We start from the raw sequence: 23,536 nt of genomic DNA, 5'->3' as shown, positions 1-23,536 counted from the left end.
CCTGTGCGCACATTCCGCAGATCGGCCCTCGTCCTGTCCCTGGTCGCGTTCTTCGGCGCCGCGCTCACCGGCGCCGCGCCCGGTAGCCAGCTCGCGCGGAGCGGGTGGTTCACCTCGTGGGCGCAATCGCAGCAAAGCCAGGCCGGACGGACGCTGGACCACCAGTCGGTCCGCGTCGTCACGCACCTGAGCCAGGGCGGGGACGCCGTCCGCGTGCGGATCCAGAACACCTTCGGCACCAGCCCGCTCACCGTTGATGCAACCACCGTCGGACAGAGCAGCGGCGGCTCCGCGGTCACCGCGCCGCGCCCGGTCACCTTCGCCGGGAAGCGGTCGGTCACCGTCCAGCCCGGTGGCGAGGTCTGGAGCGATGCAGCCGACCTCCGCACGGAAGCCGGTCAAGACGTCGGGGTGAGCATGTACGTGGCAGGCAAGGCGGTGCCCGGACAGCACAACACCGGCCTGCGCGACCACTACCTCACCGCGACCGGCGCCGGCAACCACACTGGAGACACGGACGGTAACGCGTACGCCCAGAAGGTGTCCGAAACCTACCTGGTCAGCGCAGTCGACGTGCACAACACGGCACTCCGCGGCACGATCGCGGCGTTCGGCAGCTCGGTCGTCGACGGGAACGGCAGCACGTACGGGGCGAACGTCCGCTGGACCGACGACCTCGCCCGCCGCATCACCGCGGAGCTCCCGGCCGGGCAGCGGATGACCGTGGCCAACGCCGGGATCGGCGGCACCACCAGCGCGCCGGACTGCCCCGGGATGCCCTCGGGGGTCAAGGGCCTCGACGCGGCCTCGCGGCTCGACCGTGACGTGCTCGGCCTGCACGGCGTCACCGGCGTCGTCTACTACTACGGGACGAACGACCTGGCCTACGGATGCTCCGCCGACCAGATCCTGACCAGCTACCGAACGGTGTTCGCGCGGCTGCGGCAAGCCGGGGTGAAGGTGTTCGTCACGCCGATCACGCCGCGTCCGGGCTACAGCGACCAGAACAACCTCGACCGCTACGCCGTCGGCACGTTCGTGAAGCAGTGGGAGTCGTGCGCGGGCACCTGCACCGGGGTCACGGACTTCGACCAGGTGCTCAAGGACCCGTTGCGGCCCAACGGCCTCCAGCCGCGGTACGACTCGGGCGACGGGGTGCACGCGAACAGCACCGGCCAGCAGGCGATCGCCGGGTACCTCTCGCTGCCGCAGCTGCTGTCCTCGACGCGGTGACCCGAAGTCCGTGAAGGGAACCATCACGTAATTAGATTCCGTGATGGTTCCCTTCACGGAACGCGGTGACCGAGTAGTGTCACGCGGTGACAGAAGCACCGCACCGGAGGGAACGGCATGTCCGCTGACCTGGCTGACGAGCAGGCCGACGCAGGACGGCCCCGGCGCGGGCGGCCGCGGGGCACCAGCGCGCGGCAGCTGGAGGTGATCGCGCTGCGGCTGTTCACCGAACAGGGCTTCCACGAGACGACGGTGGACCAGATCGCCGGCGCGGCGGGCGTCAGCAAGCGCACGTTCTTCCGGTACTACGAGGCCAAGTCGGATGTGCTGTGGAACGAGTTCGACTCCGAGGTGGACACCATCCGCGAGCTGCTCGCGGACATGCCGGACGATCTGCCGGTGCTGGAAGCGGTTCGGCGGGCGGTCCTGGCGGCCAATCATTACCGCGCTGAGGACGTGCCGGAGCTGCGGATGCGGATGAATTTGCTGAGCACGGTTGCGGAATTGGCGGCTAGCGCTACCCGGCATTATGACGCGTGGGAGCGGGCGGTGATCGGTTTCGTTGCGCGGCGGACCGGGCAGCCGGAGGATTCGCTGTACCCGCTGGCGGTGGGGCGGGCGGTGCTGGCGACTTGCCGGGCGGCTTATGAGCGGTGGTCTGCTCGGGCGGATGCCGATCTTACGTTGTATTTGGATGCCGGGTTGCGGGCGTTGGGGGCTGGGTTTTCCGATGAGGTGCTTGTTGGGGAGCCTGATGCGCCTGGTCGGTCATAGAGAACTGTTGCGGGGGTACCCCGAAGCCCGAGTGTCACTACGGTCTGAGGGGCTGCGGATCGGGGAGCAGGGCCGGGTCTGGGTGCCTGGGTCCGATGGGTGCGCGGGCGGCGGTTGGGTGGGTGGTGGTGGATGGAAGTCCGTGAAGGGAACCTTCACGGAATGTAGGTCTGTGAAGGGAACCATGAGGGAATCAGATTCCGTGAAGGTTCCCTTCACGGACGGTCTAGGAGTGGTCTAGGAGTGGTCGAGAAGTGCGGCTAAGGCTGCGGGGGCGGCGGCGGCGCCGCTCAGGGGGTGCCATCGGGCGCCGGTGGTCGTTGCGAAGCGTTCTGCTTCCTCGCAATCCTCTGCTGGGGCCAGGATCAGCAGTTCCTCGCAGGCTCGTGCGGCCGGTACGGGGTCCTGGTCGTCGGTTGCGCGGCAGTCTGACAGCAGGATTACCGTCTTGCGTGCTGCTTGCGATGACGCCAATTGTTCGTTCGCCTTTCGCAATGCTGTGGACAACGCTGTCACGCCGTGGCCGCGCAGTGAAAGCACCGCATCCACCACCGACGCCTTCGAGCGCGACGACCGGATTGGCCGGATTACGTCCGCTGTCCGGGCGAAGGACACCACTGCGTGTTCCGCTGGGGCCCGCCATGCGCACGCCGCTGCGGTGAGGGCGGCGGCGGCCAAGCGGGCGCCGGTCATTGAGCCGCTCGTGTCGATTACCAGGCACAGCGCCAATTCCGGCCGGGCCCATCGTCGGGCCACCAGCTCGTCTACCGGTGGTACGCCGCCGATTGCCGCTGCGTCTACCAACGCAGGCAGCGACCGGTCCAGGTCCAGTTCGCCGCCGCGGTCGGCTCGGTCTCGGCGTAGTTTTCCGACGCCTCGTCCGCGAAGGACGCCGCGGCGGGCGACGTCGATCATCAGGCGGCGGGCCAGGCCTCGTGCGGCGGCGCGCAGGGATTCGTCGGTCGCCTTGCTCATTTCGACCAGTAGCGCCATCGCTTCGTCTGCGTCGTCGCGGAATACGGCGCTGAATGCCTCCTCGTCCAGTACGCCGACCTCGGGGGAGATTTCCGCGAACCGGCCGTTGCGGGACAGCTCCGAGCGCGGCGTGGTGCTACTGCGCGCCGATCCCGGGCGCGGACGGCGTTGCTGCTGTTGAGGGCCCGCCGGTGGCGGGCTCAGGCTTCCCCCGGCGGGTCACCTGCCGCATCGTCCGAAGCTGATTCCTCTCCGAACACGGCCGTGTACAGCTCATCGATCACCGATTCCGCGGTCCGCCCGCTGGATTCGTGCATTCCGATCCGGCCGGACAACGCGGCCAGTGCGGCATCGTGCCCGATGCGCCATTCCGTGGCGAGCCCGCCGCGAATCCGGGCCAGCGAGACCGACAGCCGTACGACGTCGATCGCCCCGCGGACCGACGAACCCACCCGGACGTCGGCATGTTCACGCGTGCGGCGTACCAGGTCCACCACGCGGTCGCGCCACTCCGGCGGCACCGGCGGGCACCGGCGCGCGACGATGTCGCTCTCCTCCTCGTGGTCCTGGTACCCCATCACGATCCGGCACACCCGGTCGTAAATCGCCGAGGAAATCCGGGCCGTGCCCACCGCGTCGAACGGGTTCATCGCGGCCACCAGCCGGAACCCGTCCGCCGCGCGTACCCGGCCGAGCCGCGGCACGTGCAGTTCGGCCTCGGACATCACGGTGATCAGGACGTTGAGCGTCTCCTCCGGGATCCGGTTGACCTCCTCGACGTACAGCAGGCCGCCCGTGCGCAGCGCCTCGATCAGCGGCCCGTCCACGAAGGTCGCCGGGACATAACCCTCGGCGAGCACCTGCGACGGGTCGAACTGCCCGACCAGCCGCGCGGGGGTCAGCTCCGCATTGCCCTCCACGAACACGAACGGCGAACCGCCCGCCTCCGCGACCGCCCGCAGCAGCGTGGTCTTGCCGGTGCCCGGTGGTCCTTCGAGCACCACGTGCGCGCCGCAGTCGAGACCGGCGAGCAGCAGCTCGATCTCGCGGCGGCGGCCGACCACGTCCGCGGACGGGAAATGGGCGGTGGACCAGGAGCCGGGTACCGGCCCCCGGTCCGCCGCATGCAAAGCCGTCACGGTGCGTCGTGGACCAGCACGCCTCGCACGTTCCGGCCCTCCAGCAGATCGTCGTACCCCTGGTTGACCTCGTCCAGGGTGTAGGTGCGGGTGATGATCTCGTCCAGCTTGAGGTCCCCGCTCTGGTACAGCCCGAGGATCTTCGGGATGTCCGTGGTCGGGTTGCAGTCGCCGAACAGGCTGCCCTTCACCGTCTTCTTGAAGAGCGTGAGGATCGACCCGGGCAGGTGAATGTTGTTGACCGACAGCTTGTTCAGCCCGGTCAGCACGATCGTGCCGCCCTTGCCGGTGGCGTTGAACGCGCCGGTCACGATCTCCTCGGTGACGATGCCCGCGGTGACGATGGTCTTGTCCGCGCCGTTGCCGTTGGTGAACGACTGCGCCAGCTCGGCCGCTTCCTCCGGCGTCGCGACCGCGTGCGTCGCGCCGAGCTCCATCGCCTTCTCCCGCTTGTTCTCCAGCGGGTCCAGCGCGATCACGTTCTTCGCCCCGGCATAGCGCGCACCCTGCACCGCGTTGATGCCGATGCCGCCGACGCCGGACACGATCACGGTCTCGCCCGGTTTCACGTCCGCCGCGTTGACCGCCGAACCCCATCCGGTCGGGACACCGCAGCCGACCAGCACCGCCTTGTCGAGCGGCAGGTCGTCGTCGACCTTCACCACCGAGTTCTGGTGGATGGTCGAGTACTGGCTGAACGTGCCGAGCATGCACATCGCGCCGTACTGCTTCACCGGCCCGGGACCGCTGAACGGGAACCGCTCACCCGGCAGGTACCCCTCGAGGATCGTGGCACCCATGTCGCAGATCGCCTGCTGGCCGGTGGCGCACCAGCGGCACACACCGCAGTTCGGGATGAACGAGCACACGACGTGGTCACCCGGCTTGACGCGGGTGACGCCGACCCCGACCTCCTCGATGATGCCCGCGCCCTCGTGGCCGAGCACCATCGGCAGCCGCGCCTCCAGGTCGCCGTGCGCGATGTGCACGTCGGAGTGGCACAGCCCGGCGTGCGTGTAGCGGATCAGCACCTCGCCCTCGCCGGGGCCTTCGAGGTCGAGTTCCACCACCTCGATCGGCTTGCCCACCTCGTAGACGACTGCGGCCTTCGTCTTCATCGGGAACTCCTTTGTTCGGACGGGCGGATCACAACGCGACGTTCACGGATTTGGTTTGCGTGTAGAGGTCCAGCGCGGCGGCGCCGAGCTCCCGGCCCCAGCCGGACTGCTTGTACCCGCCGAACGGCATCGCCGTGTCGAAGCCGTTGTACTGGTTCACCCACACCGAGCCCGCTTTGAGCTCACGTGCAGTACGGTGCGCCTTCGAGACGTCCTTTGTCCACACGCCGGCGGCGAGTCCGTACTCGCTGCTGTTGGCCGCGGCGGCAACGCCCTGTTCGGCGTTGAACGGCATGGCCGCCACGACCGGGCCGAAGATCTCCTCGCGGACGATGCTGAACTCCGGCTGGACGTCGACGAAAACGGTGGGCTCGATGAAGTATCCCGTGTCGCCCCAGCGCTTTCCGCCGGTGAGCGCGCGGGCGCCGTCGGCGAGGCCCTCGCCGAGGTAGCGCGAAACGCGGTCGAACTGCTCCTGCGAAACCATCGGTCCCAGCTGGGTTTCCGGGTCGAGACCGGGACCGATCTTCACCTGGCTCGCCGCCTGCGCGACGGCCTGGGTGAACTCCTCGAAAATCGTGTCCTCGACGTACAACCGCGTGCCCGCGACACAGCACTGGCCGTGGTTGAACATCCACGCGTTCACCGAACCCGGTACCGCGAGGTCGAAATCGGCGTCGGCGAACACGACGTTCGGGCTCTTGCCGCCCAGCTCCAGCGAGACCTTCTTGAGGTTGCCGCCCGCGGCCTGCACGATCTTCTTGCCCACCTCGGTGGACCCGGTGAACGCGATCTTGTCCACGTCGTCGTGCGCGGCCAGCGCGGCCCCGGCGTCGCCGAACCCGGTGACGATGTTGACCACGCCGGGCGGGAATCCGGCTTCCTCGAACAGGCGACCCAGCAGCAGCGCGGTGAGCGGCGTCTGCTCGGCGGGCTTGAGCACCACGGTGTTGCCCGCGGCCAGCGCCGGGGCGATCTTCCACGAGGCCATCAGCAGCGGGAAGTTCCACGGGATGATCTGCCCGCACACCCCGACCGGCTCGCGCAGCGTGTAGGCGTGGAACTGCGCATCCGGCGCGAACGGCATCGACACGTTCACCGTGCTGCCTTCGATCTTCGTCGCCCAGCCCGCGTAGTACCGGAATACGTCCGCGGCCCACCCGGTGTCCACGACCGTCGCGATCCCCGCCGACTTGCCGTTGTCGAGCGCTTCCAGCTGCCCGAAGATCTCCGCGCGCTCGGACAGCAGGTCACCGATGCGCCAGATCAGCCGTTCGCGCTCGTTCGGCTTCATCCGGGGCCACGGGCCCTCGTCGAACGCCTTGCGCGCGGCGGCGACCGCGCGATTGACGTCCTCGGCCTCGCCGTGCGCGACCTCGGCGATCTTCTCCCCGGTGGCCGGGTCGTAGGTCGGGAACGTGCGGCCCGACGCAGCCGGGACCCACCGCCCGCCGATCAAGAGCTCGAGCGGGCCGCTCACGAATTCGCGGACCTCGGTGTGCAGGGGGAATTCCACCGTTGCGGTCACCTGGCGCCTCCTCACTACGTTGTGACGGAGGTCATCGTGGCCCGGCGGACCGGGCCCGAAGTGTTACAGAAGTGGACAGTCGTCGGTGACGCCCAGCGCCTGCATGCGGCGGTAGAGCGTGGTACGGCTGATCCCGAGCTCACGGGCCGCGCGCAGCTTGTTGCCTTCGCTGGCGCGCAACGCCGTGACGATCGCATTGCGTTCGGCGAGTTCGCGCCCGCCGAGCCGGCGGGTTCTCGAACTGCCGCGGTAGGCGGGCGGCAGCTGGGCCAGGTCGATCACCCCCGTGTACGGAAGGCGGGACACTTCGCGCAGCACCGCGCGGAGCTCGTGCAGGTTGCCCGGCCACGGATGCGTGCGCAGCGCGGCCAGCGCGGTACCGGTGAAATGCGGTTTCCGGTCCGGATATTCGTCGCGCAACATGGCGGCGGCCAGCTCGGGAAGGTCGTCGAGCCGCTCGCGCAGCGGGGCGAGCGTGACCGTTTCCGCGCATCTGATCGCGACGGCGGCGACTGCCGGTGGCATGGCGTTCGCCGGGACGGACGTGAGCAGCAGCCGCGCCGGGGAGTCGTTGTCCAAGGCCTCGCCGACCAGCGGCAGGAGGCTTTCCGGGAGCAGGTGGACGTCGTCGAGGACCACGGTGGTGCGCGGGCGGGCGATGAGGTCGGCGAACCGGGCCGCCCACGCGCGGGGTTCCTCGCGCAGCGCGGCGGCAGCATGCAGGACCACCGGGTCGTCGACTCCGGCGAGCCTGCGGGCTTCGGTGGTACGGCCGGTGCCCGGCTCACCCGCGACGAGGATCGACCGAGCGGGTTTTGCCGCCGCAGGGACATGTTTACGACTGCTCGGTCCGGCCTTTGCAATGCGGAAAACCGCACCGTCCGTGGATCCCTCCACGCGTTCGGCTACGACCGAAAGGCTGACCCCGTCACCCACATCGAGGCGGGTGTCGAACACTCCGCGTTCCGGAACCTGCGGCAACAGGGTGCGCAGCAGGGTCGGATCGGCGGGCCGGAGCTGTTCGATGCAGGTTTCGTTGGCGAACACGAGGTCGCCGCCGAGCACCGCGACCGGCACGCTGCGATGGTGCGTGGCCTGCTGGAACGCGAGGAACAGCCGCCGCTCGCACGCGCGGGCGCTCTCCAGCACGAGCTGCTCGATATCGCCGACGACCCGCTTCACCAGCGGCCCGAAGAGCGGGTTGCCGCTGCTGCTCTCGCCGGTGATGTCGAGGACGCCCTCGATCCGCCCGGTGAGCGGATGCCGGATCGGATGGCCGTAGCAGCTGAATCGCTTCAACGCCTCGGCATAGTGCTCTTGACCATGGATTTCGACGGCTTGGCGTGACTCGTGCGGCGTGCCGAGCGCGTTCGTGCCGACGCGGCCCTCGCTGAGCTGCGAGCCTTCGAGGACGCCGATCTCCTCCAGCTGGCGCTGCAGCCCGCGGTCGCCGAACCAGCGGAACACGAGGCGGCAGTCGCGGTCCACGAGCAGGATGCTGAACCGGGTACCCGCAAGCTGCTCGGCCAGCTGTTCGAGCACCGGCCGGGCCGCGGTCATCAGCCTGCTGGTCCGGTCGACCGCGCCGATCGAAATGGCCCCCGGGCCGAGCCCGGGCTCGACGCCGAACAGCCGGGACCGCCGCCACGAATCCGCGATCGGCGGCCGCAGGGTGGTGCCACCCTGCGCCGGTATCCCTCCGAGCGACACTGCTCCTCCCGACCACCGGACGTCGGCGTAGCGGTTCGTTGTGATTCGTTCGACAGTACCTTCGCGGACCGGCAAGTTCCAGACGTGCACCCCGAGTGACCTGCACTGTCCTGAGTGGACGACGGGTTGGGCCGGGAGTGTCCGGGCGCGGCGACGATCTTCGCGGCGCGTGACGGGAGCCGGGCCCGGCTCCCGCTGGCCGGATCAAGATCCCTTGCCCGGACGGGTCGGCGCTTGGGATACGCCGCGCCTCTGCCGGAACGGCCAGCCACCGCACTGTCCATTGTGGACTCCAGCGGCACTGTCACCGGGTGCTGGTATCGTGGCGAGCGGACGCAACCCCGAGCACAAGGAAGCACGGCCGTGGCAGGTGAAGACGACATCTCCGGGTGAGCCCGGGCCGTTGCGCGCACTCGAACGCGCGACCGGCCCCGCGTAGCTCCCGTCGCCCCGGCCTGTCCGGGTGTGGGAAGCCGCCGGAAAAAAGTCGTCGAAACCGTCCGTAGCAGGACGTCGTCCTGCCGATCCACCGTGAGGCTTCCGCCATGTCCGACGTTCGCGTCGTCCTGTCCGGGATTTCTTTTTCCTGGCCCGACGACACCCCCGTTTTCACCGAGCTGTCCGCCACTTTCCCCGGTGGGCGCACCGGGCTCGTCGCGCCCAACGGCGCGGGGAAATCCACGCTGCTGAAGCTCATCGCCAGGCAGCTCACCCCGTCGGCGGGCAGCGTGACCGCCGACGGGGTCCTCGGGTACCTCCCGCAGGACCTGCCGCTCACTGCTGACCGCACGGTCGCCGAGGTGCTCGGCATCGACGCGATCCTGGCCGCGATCGAAGCCGTCGAGGGCGGCGACGCGGCCGAGGAGCATTTCACCACCATCGGCACCGACTGGGACATCGAGGACCGCACCAGCGCCCAGCTCGACCGGCTCGGGCTCGGCGACATCGCGCTCGACCGGCTGCTCGGCACCCTCAGCGGCGGCCAGGTCGTGTCCCTCGGGCTGGCCGCGCAGCTGCTGCGCATGCCCGACATCCTGCTGCTCGACGAACCCACCAACAACCTCGACGACCCGGCGCGCCGGAAGCTCTACTCCGTGCTCGACGACTGGTCCGGCTGCCTGCTCGTGGTGAGCCACGACCGGGCCCTGCTCGACCGGATGGACCGCATTGCCGAGCTCGACGCCGGGGAAATCCGTTTCCACGGCGGCAATTTCACCGAGTACGAACAGGCGGTGCAGGCCGAGCGCGAGGTCGCGGAGAAGCACATCCGCACCGCGGAGGCCGAGGTCAAACGGGAAAAACGCGAGATGCAGCAAGCACGGGAACGCGCGGCGCGACGGGCGAGCAACGCGCAACGCAATTTGTCCAGCGCGGGGTTGCCGAAAATCTTCGCGGGCACGATGAAACGCAACGCCCAGGAATCCGCCGGAAAGGCCGACGGCACGCACGCCGCTCGGGTCAGCGCGGCGAAAGCCAAGCTCGACCAAGCCGAACGGGCCCTGCGCGACGACCGGAAGATCAATCTCGAACTGCCGAAGACGGCAGTCCCGGCCGGGCGGACTCTGTTCGACGGCAAGCAATTGCGGGTGCGGGAGTTGTTCGGCGACGGCGTGGACCTGTCGATTCGCGGTCCGGAGCGGATTGCGCTCACCGGGCCGAACGGGGTGGGCAAATCGACGGTGCTGCGGTTGATGCATGGAAAACTTACGCCGGATTCCGGGGAAATCAGCCGCGCGGACGGGCGCATTGCGTATTTGTCGCAGCGGCTCGATTTGCTGGACCCGGACCGTACGGTGGCGGAAAACCTCGCCGTTGCCGCGCCGGAGATGGTGCCGGCGGATCGGATGAACCTGCTGGCCCGGTTCCTGTTCCGGGGTCCGCGGGCACATCTGCCGGTCGGGGTGCTGTCCGGGGGCGAACGGCTGCGGGCCACGCTGGCGTGCGTGCTGTTCGCCGAACCGGCGCCGCAGTTGCTGTTGCTCGACGAGCCCACGAACAATCTCGATCTCATCAGTGCCGGGCAGCTGGAAAGTGCGCTGAATGCGTATCGCGGGGCATTTGTGGTCGTCAGTCACGATTCGCGGTTTCTCGCGGAAATCGGGGTGGACAGGTGGCTGACTTTGGCGGACGGACGGCTGTGGGAAACCGGCGGGACGGGTAGCGTGCTCGAAACATGACCACGGAGCAAGAGGTGCTGAACAGGCACGTCGAGAGCGGGTACGTGCCCGGTGCCGTTGCGCTGGTGGCGCGCGGCGACGACGTCCGGGTCACCACTGCCGGGACGCTCGGTTTCGAGGACGGCACCCCGATGGCACGTGACACGATCTTCCGCTTCGCCTCGATCACCAAGCCCATCACCGCCGCCGCGGTGCTGATGCTGGTCGAGGACGGGCGGTTCGGCCTCGACGACCCCATCGCGCCGTGGCTGCCCGAGCTCGCCGACCCGGTGGTGGTGCGGACCCCGCAGAGCCCGATCGACGACGTCGTGCCCGCGCGCCGTCCGATCACCGTTCGCGATCTGCTCACCTTCCGGGCCGGGTAAGGCTTTCCGTCGGATTTCTCGCTCCCGCAGGTCCAGGCGCTGTTCACGGTGCAGACCGACGGCCGCGAGGTGCGGCTGCGCCCGGAACCCGGCGAATGGCTCGCGCGGCTCGCCCGCATCCCGTTGCTGCACCAGCCGGGCGAGGCGTGGCTGTATGACACGTGTGCCGACCTGCAGGGCATCCTGGTCGCACGGGCGTCCGGCCGGTCGTTTCCGGATTTCCTCGCCGAGCGGCTGTTCGAGCCGCTCGGCATGACCGACACCGCATTCGAGGTGCCCGCCGCGAAACGGCACCGGTTCGCCACCTATTACCGGTCCGCCGAGGGCGGCCTGGAACTGGCCGACGGACCGGACGGCCAGTGGCGGGAGGTGCCGCCGTTCCCGGCCGGCAGCGGCGGGCTGGCCGGCACGGCCGACGACTGGTACCGCTTCGCCCGGATGCTCCTGTCCGGCGGGCTGGCGGCCGGGAAACGCTTGCTGGCAGGCGAATCGGTGCGGCAGATGCTCACGAACCAGATCACCGGCGAGCAACGCGCGGCCAACCCCGTTTTCCTCGACGGCCAGGGCTGGGGTTTCGGCGGCAGCGTGGACGTCGCACCCGGCGAGCCGTGGCGGGTACCCGGCCGCTACGGCTGGGTCGGCGGCACCGGGACCAGCGCGTATCTGGTTCCGGCTACTGGCTCGGTCGCGATCCTGCTGGTGCAGCGCGGCGTCGACGGGCCGGGCAGCACCGAGCTGCTGGAAGCCTTCTGGCGGCGGGCGGCCGCCCCGGAGTGAGCAGGTAGTGTTGCGCACGAAAGCACTCACAGGGGGGCCGGGCGTGGGCATTTTCGACAAGATCCGCGGCGAGTTCATCGACATCATCGACTGGACCGACGACAGCCGTGACACGATCGTGTGGCGTTTTCCGCGCTACGAGAACGAGATCAAGATGGGCGCCAAGCTCACCGTCCGGGAGTCGCAGGCCGCGGTATTCGTGAACGAGGGCCAGGTCGCCGATGCCTACCCGCCCGGGATGTACACGCTGCAGACGCAGAACATGCCGGTGCTGTCCACGCTGAAGGGCTGGAAGTACGGCTTCGACTCGCCGTTCAAGGCCGAGGTGTACTTCGTCAACACCCGCCAGTTCACGGACCTCAAGTGGGGCACGCAAAACCCGGTCATCCTGCGCGACCCGGAGTTCGGCATGGTCCGGCTGCGCGCGTTCGGCGGGTACGCGGTACGCGTGGTCGAGCCGGTCGCGCTGCTGCGGGAACTCGCGGGCACCGATCCGCAGTTCCGCACCGAGGAAGTGTCGGACTACCTCCGGCAGATGATCATCGGCAAGCTCGGCCCGGCGATCGCGGCCGCCGAGGTGCCGATGCTCGACCTGGTCGTCCACCAGGACCGGATCGGCGAAAAGGTGGCCAACGCGCTGAACCTCGAGCTGCGCTCGGTCGGCATCGAGATCTCGAAGTTCGTCATCGAGAACATCTCGGTGCCGCCCGAAGTCGAGGCGGCGATGGACAAGCGCACGCAGATGGGCGTGGTCGGCGACCTCGACCAGTACACGAAGTTCCAGTCCGCCAACGCCATCGAGGCGGCGGCGAACAACCAGGGCGGCGCGGGTGAAGGGGTCGGGATCGGGCTGGGGATGGCGCTGGGACAGCGCGCGGCCCAGCCGGGGCAGCCTGCACCGCAGCAGTATCAGCAACAACCTGCGCCGCAGCAGTATCAGCAACCCGCCCCGCCGCAGGGACCGCCGCCGCTTCCCCCGGTCGAGCAATGGTTCCTCGGCTCTAACGGTCAGCAGCTCGGCCCGTTCGATCGCGCCCAGGTCGGCCAGCAGGTCTCCGCAGGCATCCTCACCCCGGACACCCTCGTCTGGAAGGCCGGGATGGCCCAGTGGACCCCGGCCGCGCAGGTGCCGGAGGTCGCGGCGTTGTTCGGCGCGACCCCGCCGCCCCTGCCGCAAGCGTGAGCGAGCCCGTGACCGATCCCGCCGGCGTAGCCGCCGCGACCTATCCGTGCGGCGGCTGCGGCGCCCGGCTGGAGTTCGCGCCCGGATCCACCGTCATGCAGTGCCCGTACTGCGGATTCCGGCAGGAAATCACCACCGGCGACCGGCAGATCCGCGAGATCCCGTTCGCCGAGCTGGTGAATCTGGCGCGCAAACCGGTCGGCAGCATCGGCAAGTACGTCTTCGCGTGCCGGCGCTGCGCGGCCCGCACCGAAACGAACGAGACCGCCAGCCGGTGCCAGTTCTGCGGCGCGCCGCTGGTGATCGACGCGACGGCGTCCGGGCAGCTGGTGCCCGAGGGCGTGCTGCCGTTCGCCGTCGACCGCGGCGCGGTGAGCACGAACCTGAAAAAGTGGACGTCGTCGCGGTGGTTCGCGCCCACCGCGCTCAAGAAGGTCACCACGGCGGAGTCCACGAAAAGCACCTACCTTCCGCACTGGACCTACGATTCGCAGACCAGGTCGGTGTACACCGGCGCGCGCGGTGAGTACTACTACGTCACCGAAACGTACTACGTCAACGGCGAACGCAAGACCCGCCAGGTCCGCCACACCAGGTGGTACCCGGCGCGCGGCCGGGTCGAGCGGGCTTTCGACGACGTCCTCGTACCCGGGAGCACCCGATTACCCTTGCCGGAGCTGGACAAACTCGCGCCGTGGCCGCTGGCCGAGGCGGCGCCGTACCAGCCGCAGTTCCTCGCCGGGCATTTCGCGCTGCGGTACGACATCGAGGCGGAATCCGGGTTCGAGGAGGCGAAAAACCGCATGGCGCCGGTGATCGCCGACGACTGCCGGGCCGACATCGGCGGCGACACGCAGCAGCTGACGTCGGTGGACACGCAGCACCAGAACGTGACGTTCAAGCTGATGCTGCTGCCGGTGTGGGTCGCGAGTTACGTGTACGGCGGCCGGAACTGGCAGATCCTGGTCAACGGCCGCACCGGTGAGATCCACGGCGAGCGCCCGTGGAGCAAGGTCAAGATCACCATCGCGGTGGTACTGGCCGTGCTCGTGATCGCGGCGATCGTCTACCTCGTCGCGGCCAAGGGGCGTTGACGCGCCTCAGAAGTTGATGTCCATGTCGCCGATGTACCACTTGCCGTCGTGCTTCTGCGCGGTGATCTTGAGGCTGAACCCGTCGGTGTTCCCGGTGGCGCCGATCAGTTCGAGGCTGTGCAGGGTCCGGCCGTCGAGCTTGATCGCCGTGTCGGGCACCGCGACCTTGTCCCCGTCCGCGGGCACGCCGGTCACCTCCACCTTGCTCTCCGGCGGCAGCTTCACACCCGGCTTCGCCCAGGCCTCCCGCAGCGATTTGGCCGCCGAGATCCGGGACGGATCGGCGCACTCGGTTTCGGGATCCTTCCCCGGTGCCGACACCGGCGCACTGGCCAGGCACGCTTCCTTGTAGCGCTCGGTGAGAATATTCGTGACCCATGCCTCGACCGCTGCCCCTGGCGTGTCGGCCCCCGGCCCGGCATGGGGCTGCGCGGCAGCCGCGCGCACCGGCAACGCGGTCCCGTCGGTACTGCACGCGGCCATCCCGACCAGCACTGCGGCCCCCAGCAGGGAGCGCACCGCATTCGAACCAGTAAGCCTGCCAGTCACGGGAATTCCTCCGGAGATTCGGTACCAGTCCGCCCGAGCCTTGACCGCAGGTTCACGAGGGGCAACTGCGCGAGCCCAACCCTGCGCGGACATCCCGCCGGTGCGTGCCCGATCAGGCACCAGCTGCCCAGGAACGGCAACCTTGCAACAGCAAGGCTTCCGAGTACGAAACCCATGGCGTACGCCATCCGGAGCGGACACCTCACCAGGGTGGCGTCATCAGTTGGCAACACCCATTGTGCGCACGTGCACTCACACCTTTGCCGGGTCGACCCGCGCTCCCGCCGGGCCCACAATGGAAGGCCGACCACGATCAGCGCCAGCCGCGGGGGCGATCTCATGGACACGCCGGGCACACCGCACCCGGATCGGACGGAACGCGCAGACCGCAACCGCCGGATGCTCGAATCCTGGCAGGCCGGAGCTTCGATCACCGAGATTGCCCGCGAACACGGGCTCTCCCTGGGCTGGACCGGGCGGCTGCTCCGCAAGCAGGGTGCCGACCAGCCCGAAGTCCGGCCGGGAGTCCGGCGCGAACTCGACGTGAAGCGCATCGCCGCGGAGTACCGGTCCGGTGCGACGCTGCGCAGCCTGGCGGATCGGCATCAGGCGTCCTATGGCACGATCCGCCGGCTGCTGCTCCGGGAAAACGTCGCGATACGCCCACATGGCGGACACAATGCCGGCGAAAGGCGGAGTCCGAACGGCAGTCAGGACCACTGACCGCAGTGGTCCGGTCCACTGCAGGCCTCCCGGGCACCCCGAAGAGGAGATTGGCCACTGACAAGTTCCGCTCGCCGCCCCGAAACGGTAGACAGGGATGTCGGGGAGGCGCAATGAGCGACAAACGGCAGTGGGCACCGCACGGCAGATCCGGATGCACGCCGGCGCCGGTGCAGCTCCCGCCCATGCCACCCGCCTTGATCGGCCGCGGCACCGAACTGTCGCGGCTCGACGAGATCTGGCACCGATCCGATCCGGTGCCGTCGGTCGTCGTGCTCACCGGGGTCGGCGGAATCGGCAAGACTGCCCTCGCCCTGCACTGGCTCCACGCGCACCGCACCGAGTTTCCCGACGGCATCCTGTGCACCAAATTCTCCGTCGAACGAGACGAGGCAGCCGAATCCGCGAGCAGCGTGCTCCACGGCTTCCTGACCGCACTGGGCGTTCCCGCGGACGACATTCCCGCCTCCTTCGCCCAGCGTGCCGCGAGATTCCGGGCGATGACCGCCGAGCGTACGTTCGCTGTCCTCCTCGACGACGTCGCGCACGGTGCGGACGCCCGTGCCGTCTTGCCGGCCAGCGCCACGGCCCTCGTGCTCGTCACCAGCCGCTTGCAGTTGACCAGCCTGGCGCTGGACGGCGCTGAAATCCTTCCGCTCGACCCGCTTCCGGACACGTCTGCCCGTGAGGTGATCGCCCACCGGGCGGGGCCGGGCCGGATCGGCGAAAACGCGACTGACGAACTCCTCGATGCCTGCGCCGGTCTCCCGCTTGCGCTCGCCATCACCGGAGCGAGACTGCGCACCCGTCCAGCCCGCAGCCTCCGCCGGGAAGCCCGCCGGGGGCGGTACCGGCCGACCGGAGAACTCGATTCTCTCGCAACGATTTTCGACGACGCATACGGCACCCTCGGCGACGCGGCCGCGCGGCTCTACCGGACCTGCGGGTTGCTGCCCGGGCCGCACCACGCCCTCGGCGCGCTTGCCGAAACGCTACCCAGTTCGCCGGCGCACTTGGACGACGCCGTCGACGAACTGATCGAGGCCAATCTCCTCGTCGAGCTGGACGACGACACCGTGACGCAGCACGACGTCGTCCGCCATGACGCCAGAACACGCGGCGAACGGGAAGTCGCCGAAGAGGACCGTGCCCATCTTCTCCGGCGATACACGCGCTGGTACCGCGACCAGGCTGTCGCCGCGAGCGCCCTCATTCATCCGTTCCGGCCGGCATTCGCCGCCGAAACCGTCGCCCCTTCAGCCATTTTCCCCGACCGCTACACCGCGCTGCACTGGTGGCGGCAAAATCTCCCCATCATCCACGCTGTCGCCGTCGCGGCGGAGCACCACCGCTGGGACGAGGAACTGTGGCAGTTCGCCGAAGTATCCTGGGGCTTCTTCTTGCACCACCGGGACTACGAAAACTTCCTCGGGATGACCACGGCCGGCCTCGATGCTGCTCGGCGGTGCCGGAAACCGTTGGTGCAAGCACGGCTGCACAGCCAGCTCGGTTTTGCCTGCACCAAGCTGCGCCGTGATGAGGAAGCGACCGCGCATCACGCCGCTGCTCTCGAAATCGGCGATCGGGAACAGCACGGTCCGACGCAGGCCGACGCGCTGTCGCGGCTGGCCAGGGACGCCCGGGGCCGGGGCGAACTGGAGGGCGCGCTCGCGCTGTACGAGCGCAGCGCGAAGAAGTACGCGGAAATCGGGCTTCCGCGCGGAGTCGGCCTGGCACGACGCCGTCGCGGTGAACTACTGATCAGGCTGGGACGCGACGACGAAGCACTGAGCGAACTGGCCGAAGCAGCCGCGATCATGGCCGCCGTACAGGACGCCAGTCAGCACGCCCGCGCAGTGATCTCACTCGCCGGAGTACACGACCGGCAGGGCGACTACGACCGGGCGCGTACCGAACTGCAGAGTGCGCTCGAAAGCGTGAAGCAGCTCGAGTCACCTCATTTCCAGGCCGAGGTTCTCCTCGCGCTCGCCGGCCTCGAAGACTGCCATGGCAACGAGGAGCGCGCCCAGCGCCATCGCGAGGAAGCCCGCCTGCTCCGCCGTGATTCCGGCGAGCCGACGCAGTGAGCACACCGTTCCACCCGGCCACCGCACGACGGCGGCAACCGCTCCCGGCCACGCACTCATCACCTCCCGAGCCGCGCGGATCGCCACCTCCCGGGATCCGTACCCGGCGACCACGACGTCGGCGTGCGCCGGCCACTGCGACCCGGCTGCGTCGAGGTCGACGACGAGCAGCGGCACCGCACCGCGACCGGTCATCGAAAGCCGGGCGACCACGACTCCGCGGGTCATCCGTCCCACCCGGGCAACGGGCGCGGGACGGCCGGGAGAGGCGGCCGCGCCGCAGTCTGCGGTTCCGACAGTTCCAGCAACCGGTACATCGCCGCGCGCAGGATCCCGGCAGACTGGTCCACTCTCGTGCTCACCACCGGCAGGACGGCTGCCGCCAGGCGAGGTGCGACCGCCGCCGCGGCTGCTGCCTGGTGTTCGAACGAACGGTCCGGGTCAAGCCGTTTCACGTGGGCCTGTACTACGTCCGCGACGCTCCCGGCTTTCGGCCGCCCGTCCGGCTCCGCCGCGAGCGTCACCGGCCGGCCGAGCGCCGCCGCGTAGCCGGTGGTCGAGCCGTGGTCCCCGATCACCCAGTCCGCCGCGATCATCGTCGCTTGCCAGCCCCGCTCAGGCGGGATCACCAGCAGGCCCGCATCCCGGCACCCGCCGAGCCAGGCTGCGACCTGGCGCCGGCCATGGACGGCCCAGACGTTCGGATGCAGCACGGCGGCCACCGCATAGCGATCCCGCGGCAGCGCGTCGACGACCGCCGCGTAAAGCTGCGGGGCACTGCCGAAGGCCGAATCCGTGAACCAGGTCGAGCTGAGCACTACGAGTTGGCGCGAACCGACCCCCAGAGCGCTGCGGTACCGCTCGCGCAGACCGGCCGCCGCGCGCATCCCGTCCAAGCAGAGATCACCGGCGACGACAGCGGTGGGCACCGCTTCCGGACACCGCTCGCGCAGCAGGTCGAGCTCCGCCTCGGTCCCCAGCCCCAGCACCGACGGGAGCACCCGCCCGCGGTAAGTGAGCAGTTCCCGGTCAAGGCCGGTCGTCTCGACGGTCGCCCCGCACGCCTTCCGGCTGAACCTCCGCTGCCCCACCTGCCCGACCCCGTGCCCGACCAGTAGTACCGGCCCGCGGACTTGGTCCAGCTGGCGGTGGCTGGCGGCCAGCACAAGGTCGAACCTGTGCCTGGCTGCCTGTTCCCATGGCAGCACCAGGCCGTGCTGCGCACGCACGTACTCCGCTACGCCATACCACCGGTCGTTGCCGTGCGGCACGGTGAACACGACCTGCACCCGAAGGTCCGGTTCGAGCAGGGATACGAGCTCCAGCAGACGGGTCCCGGCAGTCATCGTCGGAACGACGATCAGCACCGCGCGGCAACCCGGCCTGGTCACCCGCGAAGCGGCGTCCATGCCGTTCGGGCCGCGAACCCACACCTCGTGCACCATCCGAATCCCCTCCATCGCAAGCAATTCCCGACAGACCCGAGACTGCCGCGCGGACCTGTCCATCCCCTCCCCGGCGCCGGACCCGAAGCTGACCGAAACCGGACAGTTCATTTCCCGGGCCGATCGTTATCCGGACGAGGTCGCCCATTCACCGATTCGATGCAAAACTGGAAAGTCGGCGAGGGAGGGACGTCGAGGTGGAGATCGCGTACGGAATTCTCGGGCAGACTGCGGTGCGGATGCACGGGAAGATGAATGAGCAGTGGGCGCCACCCCAAGCGCGGAATATTCTGGCAATCTTGCTGACCCGGCCGGGCAAGCGCATTTCCCTGCGCACCCTCATCGACTGGTCATGGCACGACGAGGTACCCGCCAACCCCAAGGAAGCACTCTACAAAGCGGTCAACCGGCTGCGCAGCGCGCTGGCCGGGGCGGACCAGCCTGCTCCGATCCGCAGTGCCGGAGACGGCTACCTTCTCGACCTCGATCCGAATTTCGTGGACCTCAGCGCGTTTCGTGCCAGAATGCGCGAGGCGCACCGTGCGGCCGAATCCGGTGAGCATGAAAAAGCATATGAATCAGCACAGCAAGCGATTTCCTTGTGGCGCGATGAACCACTGGCCGGCATGCACACCGAACCGGCCAGGAATTGGCGGCGGCAGACGATGCTCACCGAATACCTTCCGGCCCATGAAGTGGCCGTGCGCCAATTGCTGGAGCTCGGCAGGCCCGAAGACGCCGCTCGCCGGCTGCACGACCTGCCCGGCGAGCATGCCGGGAACCTGGTTTTCGTCAAGCTCCGGACGCAGACCTACTACGCACTCCGCCACTTCGACCGGGCGCAGACCTACTACCTCGAGTCCTACCGCCGGTTCCGCGAGGCAGCCGACGACACCGCCGCGGCGGCCCTGCGCGCCTTCCACGACGAGATCCGGAGCAGCCACGAACGCCCGCGGGAGATCGCCCCGCCGGTCACGCGGCCGATCCGGGTGCTGCCCCGCGACCTCGGCGGTTTCATCGGCCGTGCCGATGCCCTCGCGACGCTCGATCATCTGCTCCGGCCCGGCGCACCGGCGGTGGTGCTGAGCGGCCCGCCGGGCATCGGGAAGACGAGCCTCGCGATCCACTGGGCACATCGCAACGCGCACCGGTTCCCCGGTGGGGCGATCTACCTCGACCTGCACGGCTTCGGGCCCGCGCCCCGGCTCGAACCAGCCGATGTGGTCGACCGGATCCTGCAGGCATTCGATTACCCCGTCGACCACGTGGTCAACGGCGCGGCTCGGGCCGGGGTACTCCGGCAGCGGCTGGCGGAACGTTCCGTCCTCGTCGTCCTCGACGACGCCGCGAACTCCGATCACGTGGACCGGCTGCTGAATGTTCTGGCGGACTCCGCTGTGGTCGTCACTTCGAGGCGCAGGCTCGGTGCCCTCATCCGGCGGCACGAGCTCGCCGGCCTCAGCCTCACCCGCCTCGACGACCGCGACTCGCTGGAACTGCTCGTCCGGCGCATGCGCGGGCGTGGCCAGAAGGAACCCGATGCGGCACGCCGGATCGCGCATCTCTGCGACGGGCTCCCACTCGCCCTCACCCTGGTCGCCGAACGGGCCGCGGACAGGCCGGGCCTGAGCCTCGCCACGATGCTCGACCAGCTGCGGGATCCGGAAATGCTGCTGAGCGTAGGAGACAACGGGGACGACCAGAGCCTGCGCACCACCTTCTCGTCGTCGTACCAGACACTGGAGCCACCGAGCCAAGGGGTTTTCCGGCTGTTCGGCCACCATCCCGGCGCGGAGATCCACATCGACACGCTACTGTCCGCCTCCGGTCTCCCGGCCACTGAGACTCGCGGTGCGCTGGAGACCCTGGTCGCGCTCCATCTCGTCGATCAACCCGGCGACACCGACCGCTACCGGATCCTGTCGATCTTCCACCGGTACGCGCAAACACTGGGCGATCAAGACCGTGATCTGGTGCCATTGCGCCGTTTGCTGTCCCACTACAGCCACACCGCAGCGGGCGCACACCGGATGGCACATCCACACCGCAGCCGTCCGCCCTTGCCCGAAGCGGAGCCGGGCATCCGCCCGACGCGGTTCGACACTCCGGCCGCAGCAACCCGATGGTTCCTCCGGGAACGCACGAATCTCGCGGCGATTTCGGCCCTCGCGGAGTCCAGCGGGCTCTTCGAGTACGCCTGCTCGCTTCCCCACCTCACGCTCGACACGCTCGACCGGTACGGCTTCTACGACGAGATGAGCGCCGGGCTGAGCACGGCAGCGCGGGCCGCGCGCGCGAACCACGACGCCCTCGCCGAAGCCTCCACCCTCAATGATCTCGGCGAGCTGCATCTTGTCCTCGGCAACGACGAAGCGGCCGCGCATGCGCTCGCCCGGGCACTCGAGCTCGTCACGACCGAAGGTTTCGCCATGGGGGTGCTGACCGTCGACATCAACTTCGCCCGCCTGCACCGGCAAACCGGGCACTACGGGGAAGCGATCTCCCGCTACCGGCGCTGCATCACTCACGCGCAGCGCATCGGGGACCGGGTTCGTGAAGCAAAAGCAGAACAGTACCTGAGCGAAACACTCGCCGACCTCGACCAGTACGAGCATGCCTTGCCGCACTACCACCGGGCACTGCACCTGCGTGTGCTGATCGGGGACAGCTCAGGCCAGGTCGCCACCCACATCGCGCTGGCCGAGCTTCACCTGGCTGAAGAGGAGTTCACCGCCGCCCACCGGCATTGCCGGCTAGCCGCGGAGCAGCTCGACGGCGACCTGACGGCCGGCATGCGGCTGCGTACCGTGCAGGCGCGGCTCGCCATGGCCGAACGGAACGACCGGGCCGCGCTGCGGCTGTCACAGGAAGCAGTCGAGCTCGCCGCCCGGGCACACAACGCGACCGGCCGGGCTCGGGCGTTGGAAGCCTTCGCGGAGATCCTCTACGTGCGTGGCAACCTCGCCGACGCCGTCGATGCGTGGACTCGCGCCGCCGGCTTCTACCGCGGGCGCGGACGGCACGCCAAGGCCGACCGCATCGAAGCGCGACTGTCCGCGATCCGCGATCCGCAGGTGATCCCTCCGGCACGCGACGGGGAGAGCGGGGAAAGCACCGTGGCCATGCCGGCACCCCGAGCTATCACGAACGGGTGAACGTAGAAATCACCACTGGTTGAACCACCCATTGTTGCGAAAGGATCCCTCCGCCGAGCGGTTACCGCCCGCAGACAGCCACTCTGCGCAATCCGATTTCGGCTGCCGGACGACCCCGGTCACGTTGTGAGATCCACGTTGCTACGCTTGCCCAACATCCACCCTCCCCGCCGTGCAGCCAGGAGTTATCGTTGCTGTCCTTCGTGTTGTCCGCCGCCGAATTCGCGCCAGCCTTCGCACTGGCGATGGGTGCCATCACGGCCTGGTGGCGTTGCTGACCACCCCCGAGATGGGTCGCGTTCTGACTACACTCCGTGCATGATCGGGGTTCTCGGCTGGATCACGGTGGCCATCTGGGCCGGCCTTGCTTTGGGGCACAGCTGGTTCTGGCGTACCGACCAACGGCTGCCCCCGCTCGTCCGGCCGGAGCGGTGGCCGTCGGTCGCCATCGTCGTGCCCGCACGTGATGAAGCCGCGCTCCTGCCGTCAACGCTCCCCACCCTGCTCGGCCAGAGCTACCCCGGCGCGGCCCGCGTCATCCTCGTCGACGACGGCAGCCGGGACGGTACCGCGGAAATCGCGCGCTCCCTCACTGTCCTCAACGGACTCGACCTCACCGTGACCAGCCCCGGCGACCCACCGGACGGCTGGACCGGCAAACTGTGGGCCGTCGCCCATGGCGTCGCCGAAGCAGGCAACGTCGACTTCCTCCTCCTCACCGACGCCGACATCGCGCACAGCCCCGATTCGCTCGAAACCCTGGTCGCCGCAACGTACAGCGGGCGTGACCTCGTGTCCCAGATGGCCATCCTCCGCACGGAAACCTTCTGGGAAAAGCTGATCGTCCCCGCGTTCGTCTACTTCTTCGCGATGCTTTACCCATTCCGCCGGGTCAATTCCCCAAGCTGGCACACCGCCGCCGCGGCCGGAGGTTGTGTGCTCGTCCGCCGTGAAACCCTTGAGCGCGCCGGAGGAATCGCCGCAATCCGCGGCGCGCTCATCGACGACGTCGCCCTTGCCCGTTCGGTTTCCAACGCAGGCGGGCGGATCTGGCTGGGTTACGCGGAGAATGTCCACAGTGTACGGCCGTACCCCCGCCTCGCCGACCTGTGGCACATGGTGACCCGCAGCGCGTACACGCAACTTCGGCACTCGAAGCTGTTGCTGGCCGGAACCGTGGTCGGCATGGCCGTGGTTTTTCTTGCCCCACCAGTGCTTGCGGTCTTCGGTCCATCATGGACAGCCGCAATGGCGTGGCTACTCATGGCGATCACCTTCGCGCCGGTCGCACGGTACTACCGGCAGCCACCGATCGCCGGTCTGCTCCTGCCGCTCACTGCGGCCCTGTACTCACTCATGACGCTCGATTCCGCGCGCCGCCGCACCGGGTGGAAAGGGCGGACGTACTAAGAGGTCCTAACAGAATGATCTTGGTTTGTGGTTTGATGTCTCCTGTTGTTGATCATGTGGCGGGAGGTTGGTGTGGCCCAGCGCAGGCCGTGGG

At 68.9% G+C, this 23,536-nt stretch carries 16 protein-coding genes and 1 pseudogene; 10 read left to right on the top strand and 7 right to left on the bottom strand.

Annotation, left to right across the window (positions count from 1 at the left end):
• Positions 1 to 3: 3 nt before the first annotated feature.
• Complete coding sequence (locus OO71_RS06690) at positions 4 to 1,233, top strand: GDSL-type esterase/lipase family protein (RefSeq protein ID WP_033288786.1); 1,230 nt, start codon at positions 4 to 6, stop codon at positions 1,231 to 1,233.
• 117 nt (positions 1,234 to 1,350) lie between these two features.
• A complete protein-coding gene (gene mftR / locus OO71_RS06685) occupies positions 1,351 to 2,007 on the top strand; it encodes a mycofactocin system transcriptional regulator (protein ID WP_084144754.1) in 657 nt (218 codons plus the stop codon).
• Positions 2,008 to 2,244: 237 nt separating this feature from the next.
• Here the strand turns inward: mftR and OO71_RS06680 are convergent, their stop codons facing one another.
• The 5 genes from OO71_RS06680 to OO71_RS06660 all read right to left on the bottom strand — a co-directional run bounded on the left by OO71_RS06680 (position 2,245) and on the right by OO71_RS06660 (position 8,477).
• Entirely contained in the window at positions 2,245 to 2,982 is a 738-nt protein-coding gene (locus OO71_RS06680) for a vWA domain-containing protein (RefSeq protein ID WP_245633588.1), read from the bottom strand.
• A 200-nt stretch (positions 2,983 to 3,182) separates the two neighbouring features.
• Positions 3,183 to 4,121, bottom strand: a complete 939-nt coding sequence (locus tag OO71_RS06675; RefSeq protein ID WP_033288784.1) for an AAA family ATPase — start codon at positions 4,119 to 4,121, stop codon at positions 3,183 to 3,185.
• The gene (locus OO71_RS06670) at positions 4,118 to 5,239 is read right to left on the bottom strand and encodes an NDMA-dependent alcohol dehydrogenase (protein WP_033288783.1); all 1,122 of its coding nucleotides are present in this window, start codon (positions 5,237 to 5,239) and stop codon (positions 4,118 to 4,120) included. The genes OO71_RS06675 and OO71_RS06670 overlap by 4 nt, the downstream gene beginning before the upstream one ends.
• A 28-nt stretch (positions 5,240 to 5,267) precedes the next feature.
• Entirely contained in the window at positions 5,268 to 6,767 is a 1,500-nt protein-coding gene (locus OO71_RS06665) for an aldehyde dehydrogenase family protein (RefSeq protein WP_033288782.1), read from the bottom strand.
• Between the two features lie 63 nt (positions 6,768 to 6,830).
• Positions 6,831 to 8,477, bottom strand: a complete 1,647-nt coding sequence (locus OO71_RS06660) for a sigma-54-dependent Fis family transcriptional regulator (protein ID WP_051791334.1) — start codon at positions 8,475 to 8,477, stop codon at positions 6,831 to 6,833.
• A gap of 545 nt (positions 8,478 to 9,022) precedes the next feature.
• On the opposite strand from OO71_RS06660, the gene OO71_RS06655 reads away from it, so the two are divergent.
• From OO71_RS06655 to OO71_RS06640, 4 genes and pseudogenes are all read left to right on the top strand, one after another.
• A complete protein-coding gene (locus OO71_RS06655; protein WP_033288781.1) occupies positions 9,023 to 10,654 on the top strand; it encodes an ABC-F family ATP-binding cassette domain-containing protein in 1,632 nt (543 codons plus the stop codon).
• A pseudogene (locus OO71_RS46195) lies at positions 10,651 to 11,796 on the top strand (serine hydrolase domain-containing protein). Before OO71_RS06655 ends, OO71_RS46195 begins: the two are co-directional and overlap by 4 nt.
• Before the next feature lie 43 nt (positions 11,797 to 11,839).
• Entirely contained in the window at positions 11,840 to 12,979 is a 1,140-nt protein-coding gene (locus OO71_RS06645) for an SPFH domain-containing protein (protein ID WP_033288780.1), read from the top strand.
• Positions 12,980 to 12,987: 8 nt separating this feature from the next.
• Entirely contained in the window at positions 12,988 to 14,073 is a 1,086-nt protein-coding gene (locus OO71_RS06640; protein ID WP_033289085.1) for a TFIIB-type zinc ribbon-containing protein, read from the top strand.
• 6 nt (positions 14,074 to 14,079) lie between these two features.
• Here the strand turns inward: OO71_RS06640 and OO71_RS52005 are convergent, their stop codons facing one another.
• The gene (locus tag OO71_RS52005) at positions 14,080 to 14,622 is read right to left on the bottom strand and encodes a hypothetical protein (protein ID WP_245633587.1); all 543 of its coding nucleotides are present in this window, start codon (positions 14,620 to 14,622) and stop codon (positions 14,080 to 14,082) included.
• Positions 14,623 to 14,961: 339 nt separating this feature from the next.
• Between OO71_RS52005 and OO71_RS06630 the strand changes: the two genes are divergently transcribed.
• Both OO71_RS06630 and OO71_RS06625 read left to right on the top strand, forming a co-directional pair.
• A complete protein-coding gene (locus OO71_RS06630; RefSeq protein ID WP_033288779.1) occupies positions 14,962 to 15,345 on the top strand; it encodes a helix-turn-helix domain-containing protein in 384 nt (127 codons plus the stop codon).
• 113 nt (positions 15,346 to 15,458) lie between these two features.
• Positions 15,459 to 17,432 carry an AAA family ATPase gene (locus OO71_RS06625; protein ID WP_033288778.1) on the top strand — a complete coding sequence of 658 codons (1,974 nt, stop codon included), beginning with the start codon at positions 15,459 to 15,461 and terminating at the stop codon, positions 17,430 to 17,432.
• Between the two features lie 224 nt (positions 17,433 to 17,656).
• On the opposite strand, the gene OO71_RS06620 is transcribed toward OO71_RS06625, so the two are convergent.
• The gene (locus OO71_RS06620) at positions 17,657 to 18,877 is read right to left on the bottom strand and encodes a hypothetical protein (protein WP_033289083.1); all 1,221 of its coding nucleotides are present in this window, start codon (positions 18,875 to 18,877) and stop codon (positions 17,657 to 17,659) included.
• 197 nt (positions 18,878 to 19,074) lie between these two features.
• Here OO71_RS06620 and OO71_RS06615 point away from each other — a divergent pair, with 197 nt between their 5' ends.
• Positions 19,075 to 22,032 carry an AfsR/SARP family transcriptional regulator gene (locus OO71_RS06615; protein WP_033288777.1) on the top strand — a complete coding sequence of 986 codons (2,958 nt, stop codon included), beginning with the start codon at positions 19,075 to 19,077 and terminating at the stop codon, positions 22,030 to 22,032.
• A 318-nt stretch (positions 22,033 to 22,350) separates the two neighbouring features.
• Positions 22,351 to 23,442 carry a glycosyltransferase gene (locus tag OO71_RS06610; RefSeq protein ID WP_033288776.1) on the top strand — a complete coding sequence of 364 codons (1,092 nt, stop codon included), beginning with the start codon at positions 22,351 to 22,353 and terminating at the stop codon, positions 23,440 to 23,442.
• Positions 23,443 to 23,536: the final 94 nt, after the last annotated feature.

Source organism: Amycolatopsis jejuensis, from assembly GCF_000717335.1.
In the GTDB taxonomy this organism is placed as follows: domain Bacteria; phylum Actinomycetota; class Actinomycetes; order Mycobacteriales; family Pseudonocardiaceae; genus Amycolatopsis; species Amycolatopsis jejuensis.
The sequence above is the reverse complement of the archived record's forward strand: the minus strand, read 5'-3'. Positions and strand labels throughout refer to the sequence as shown.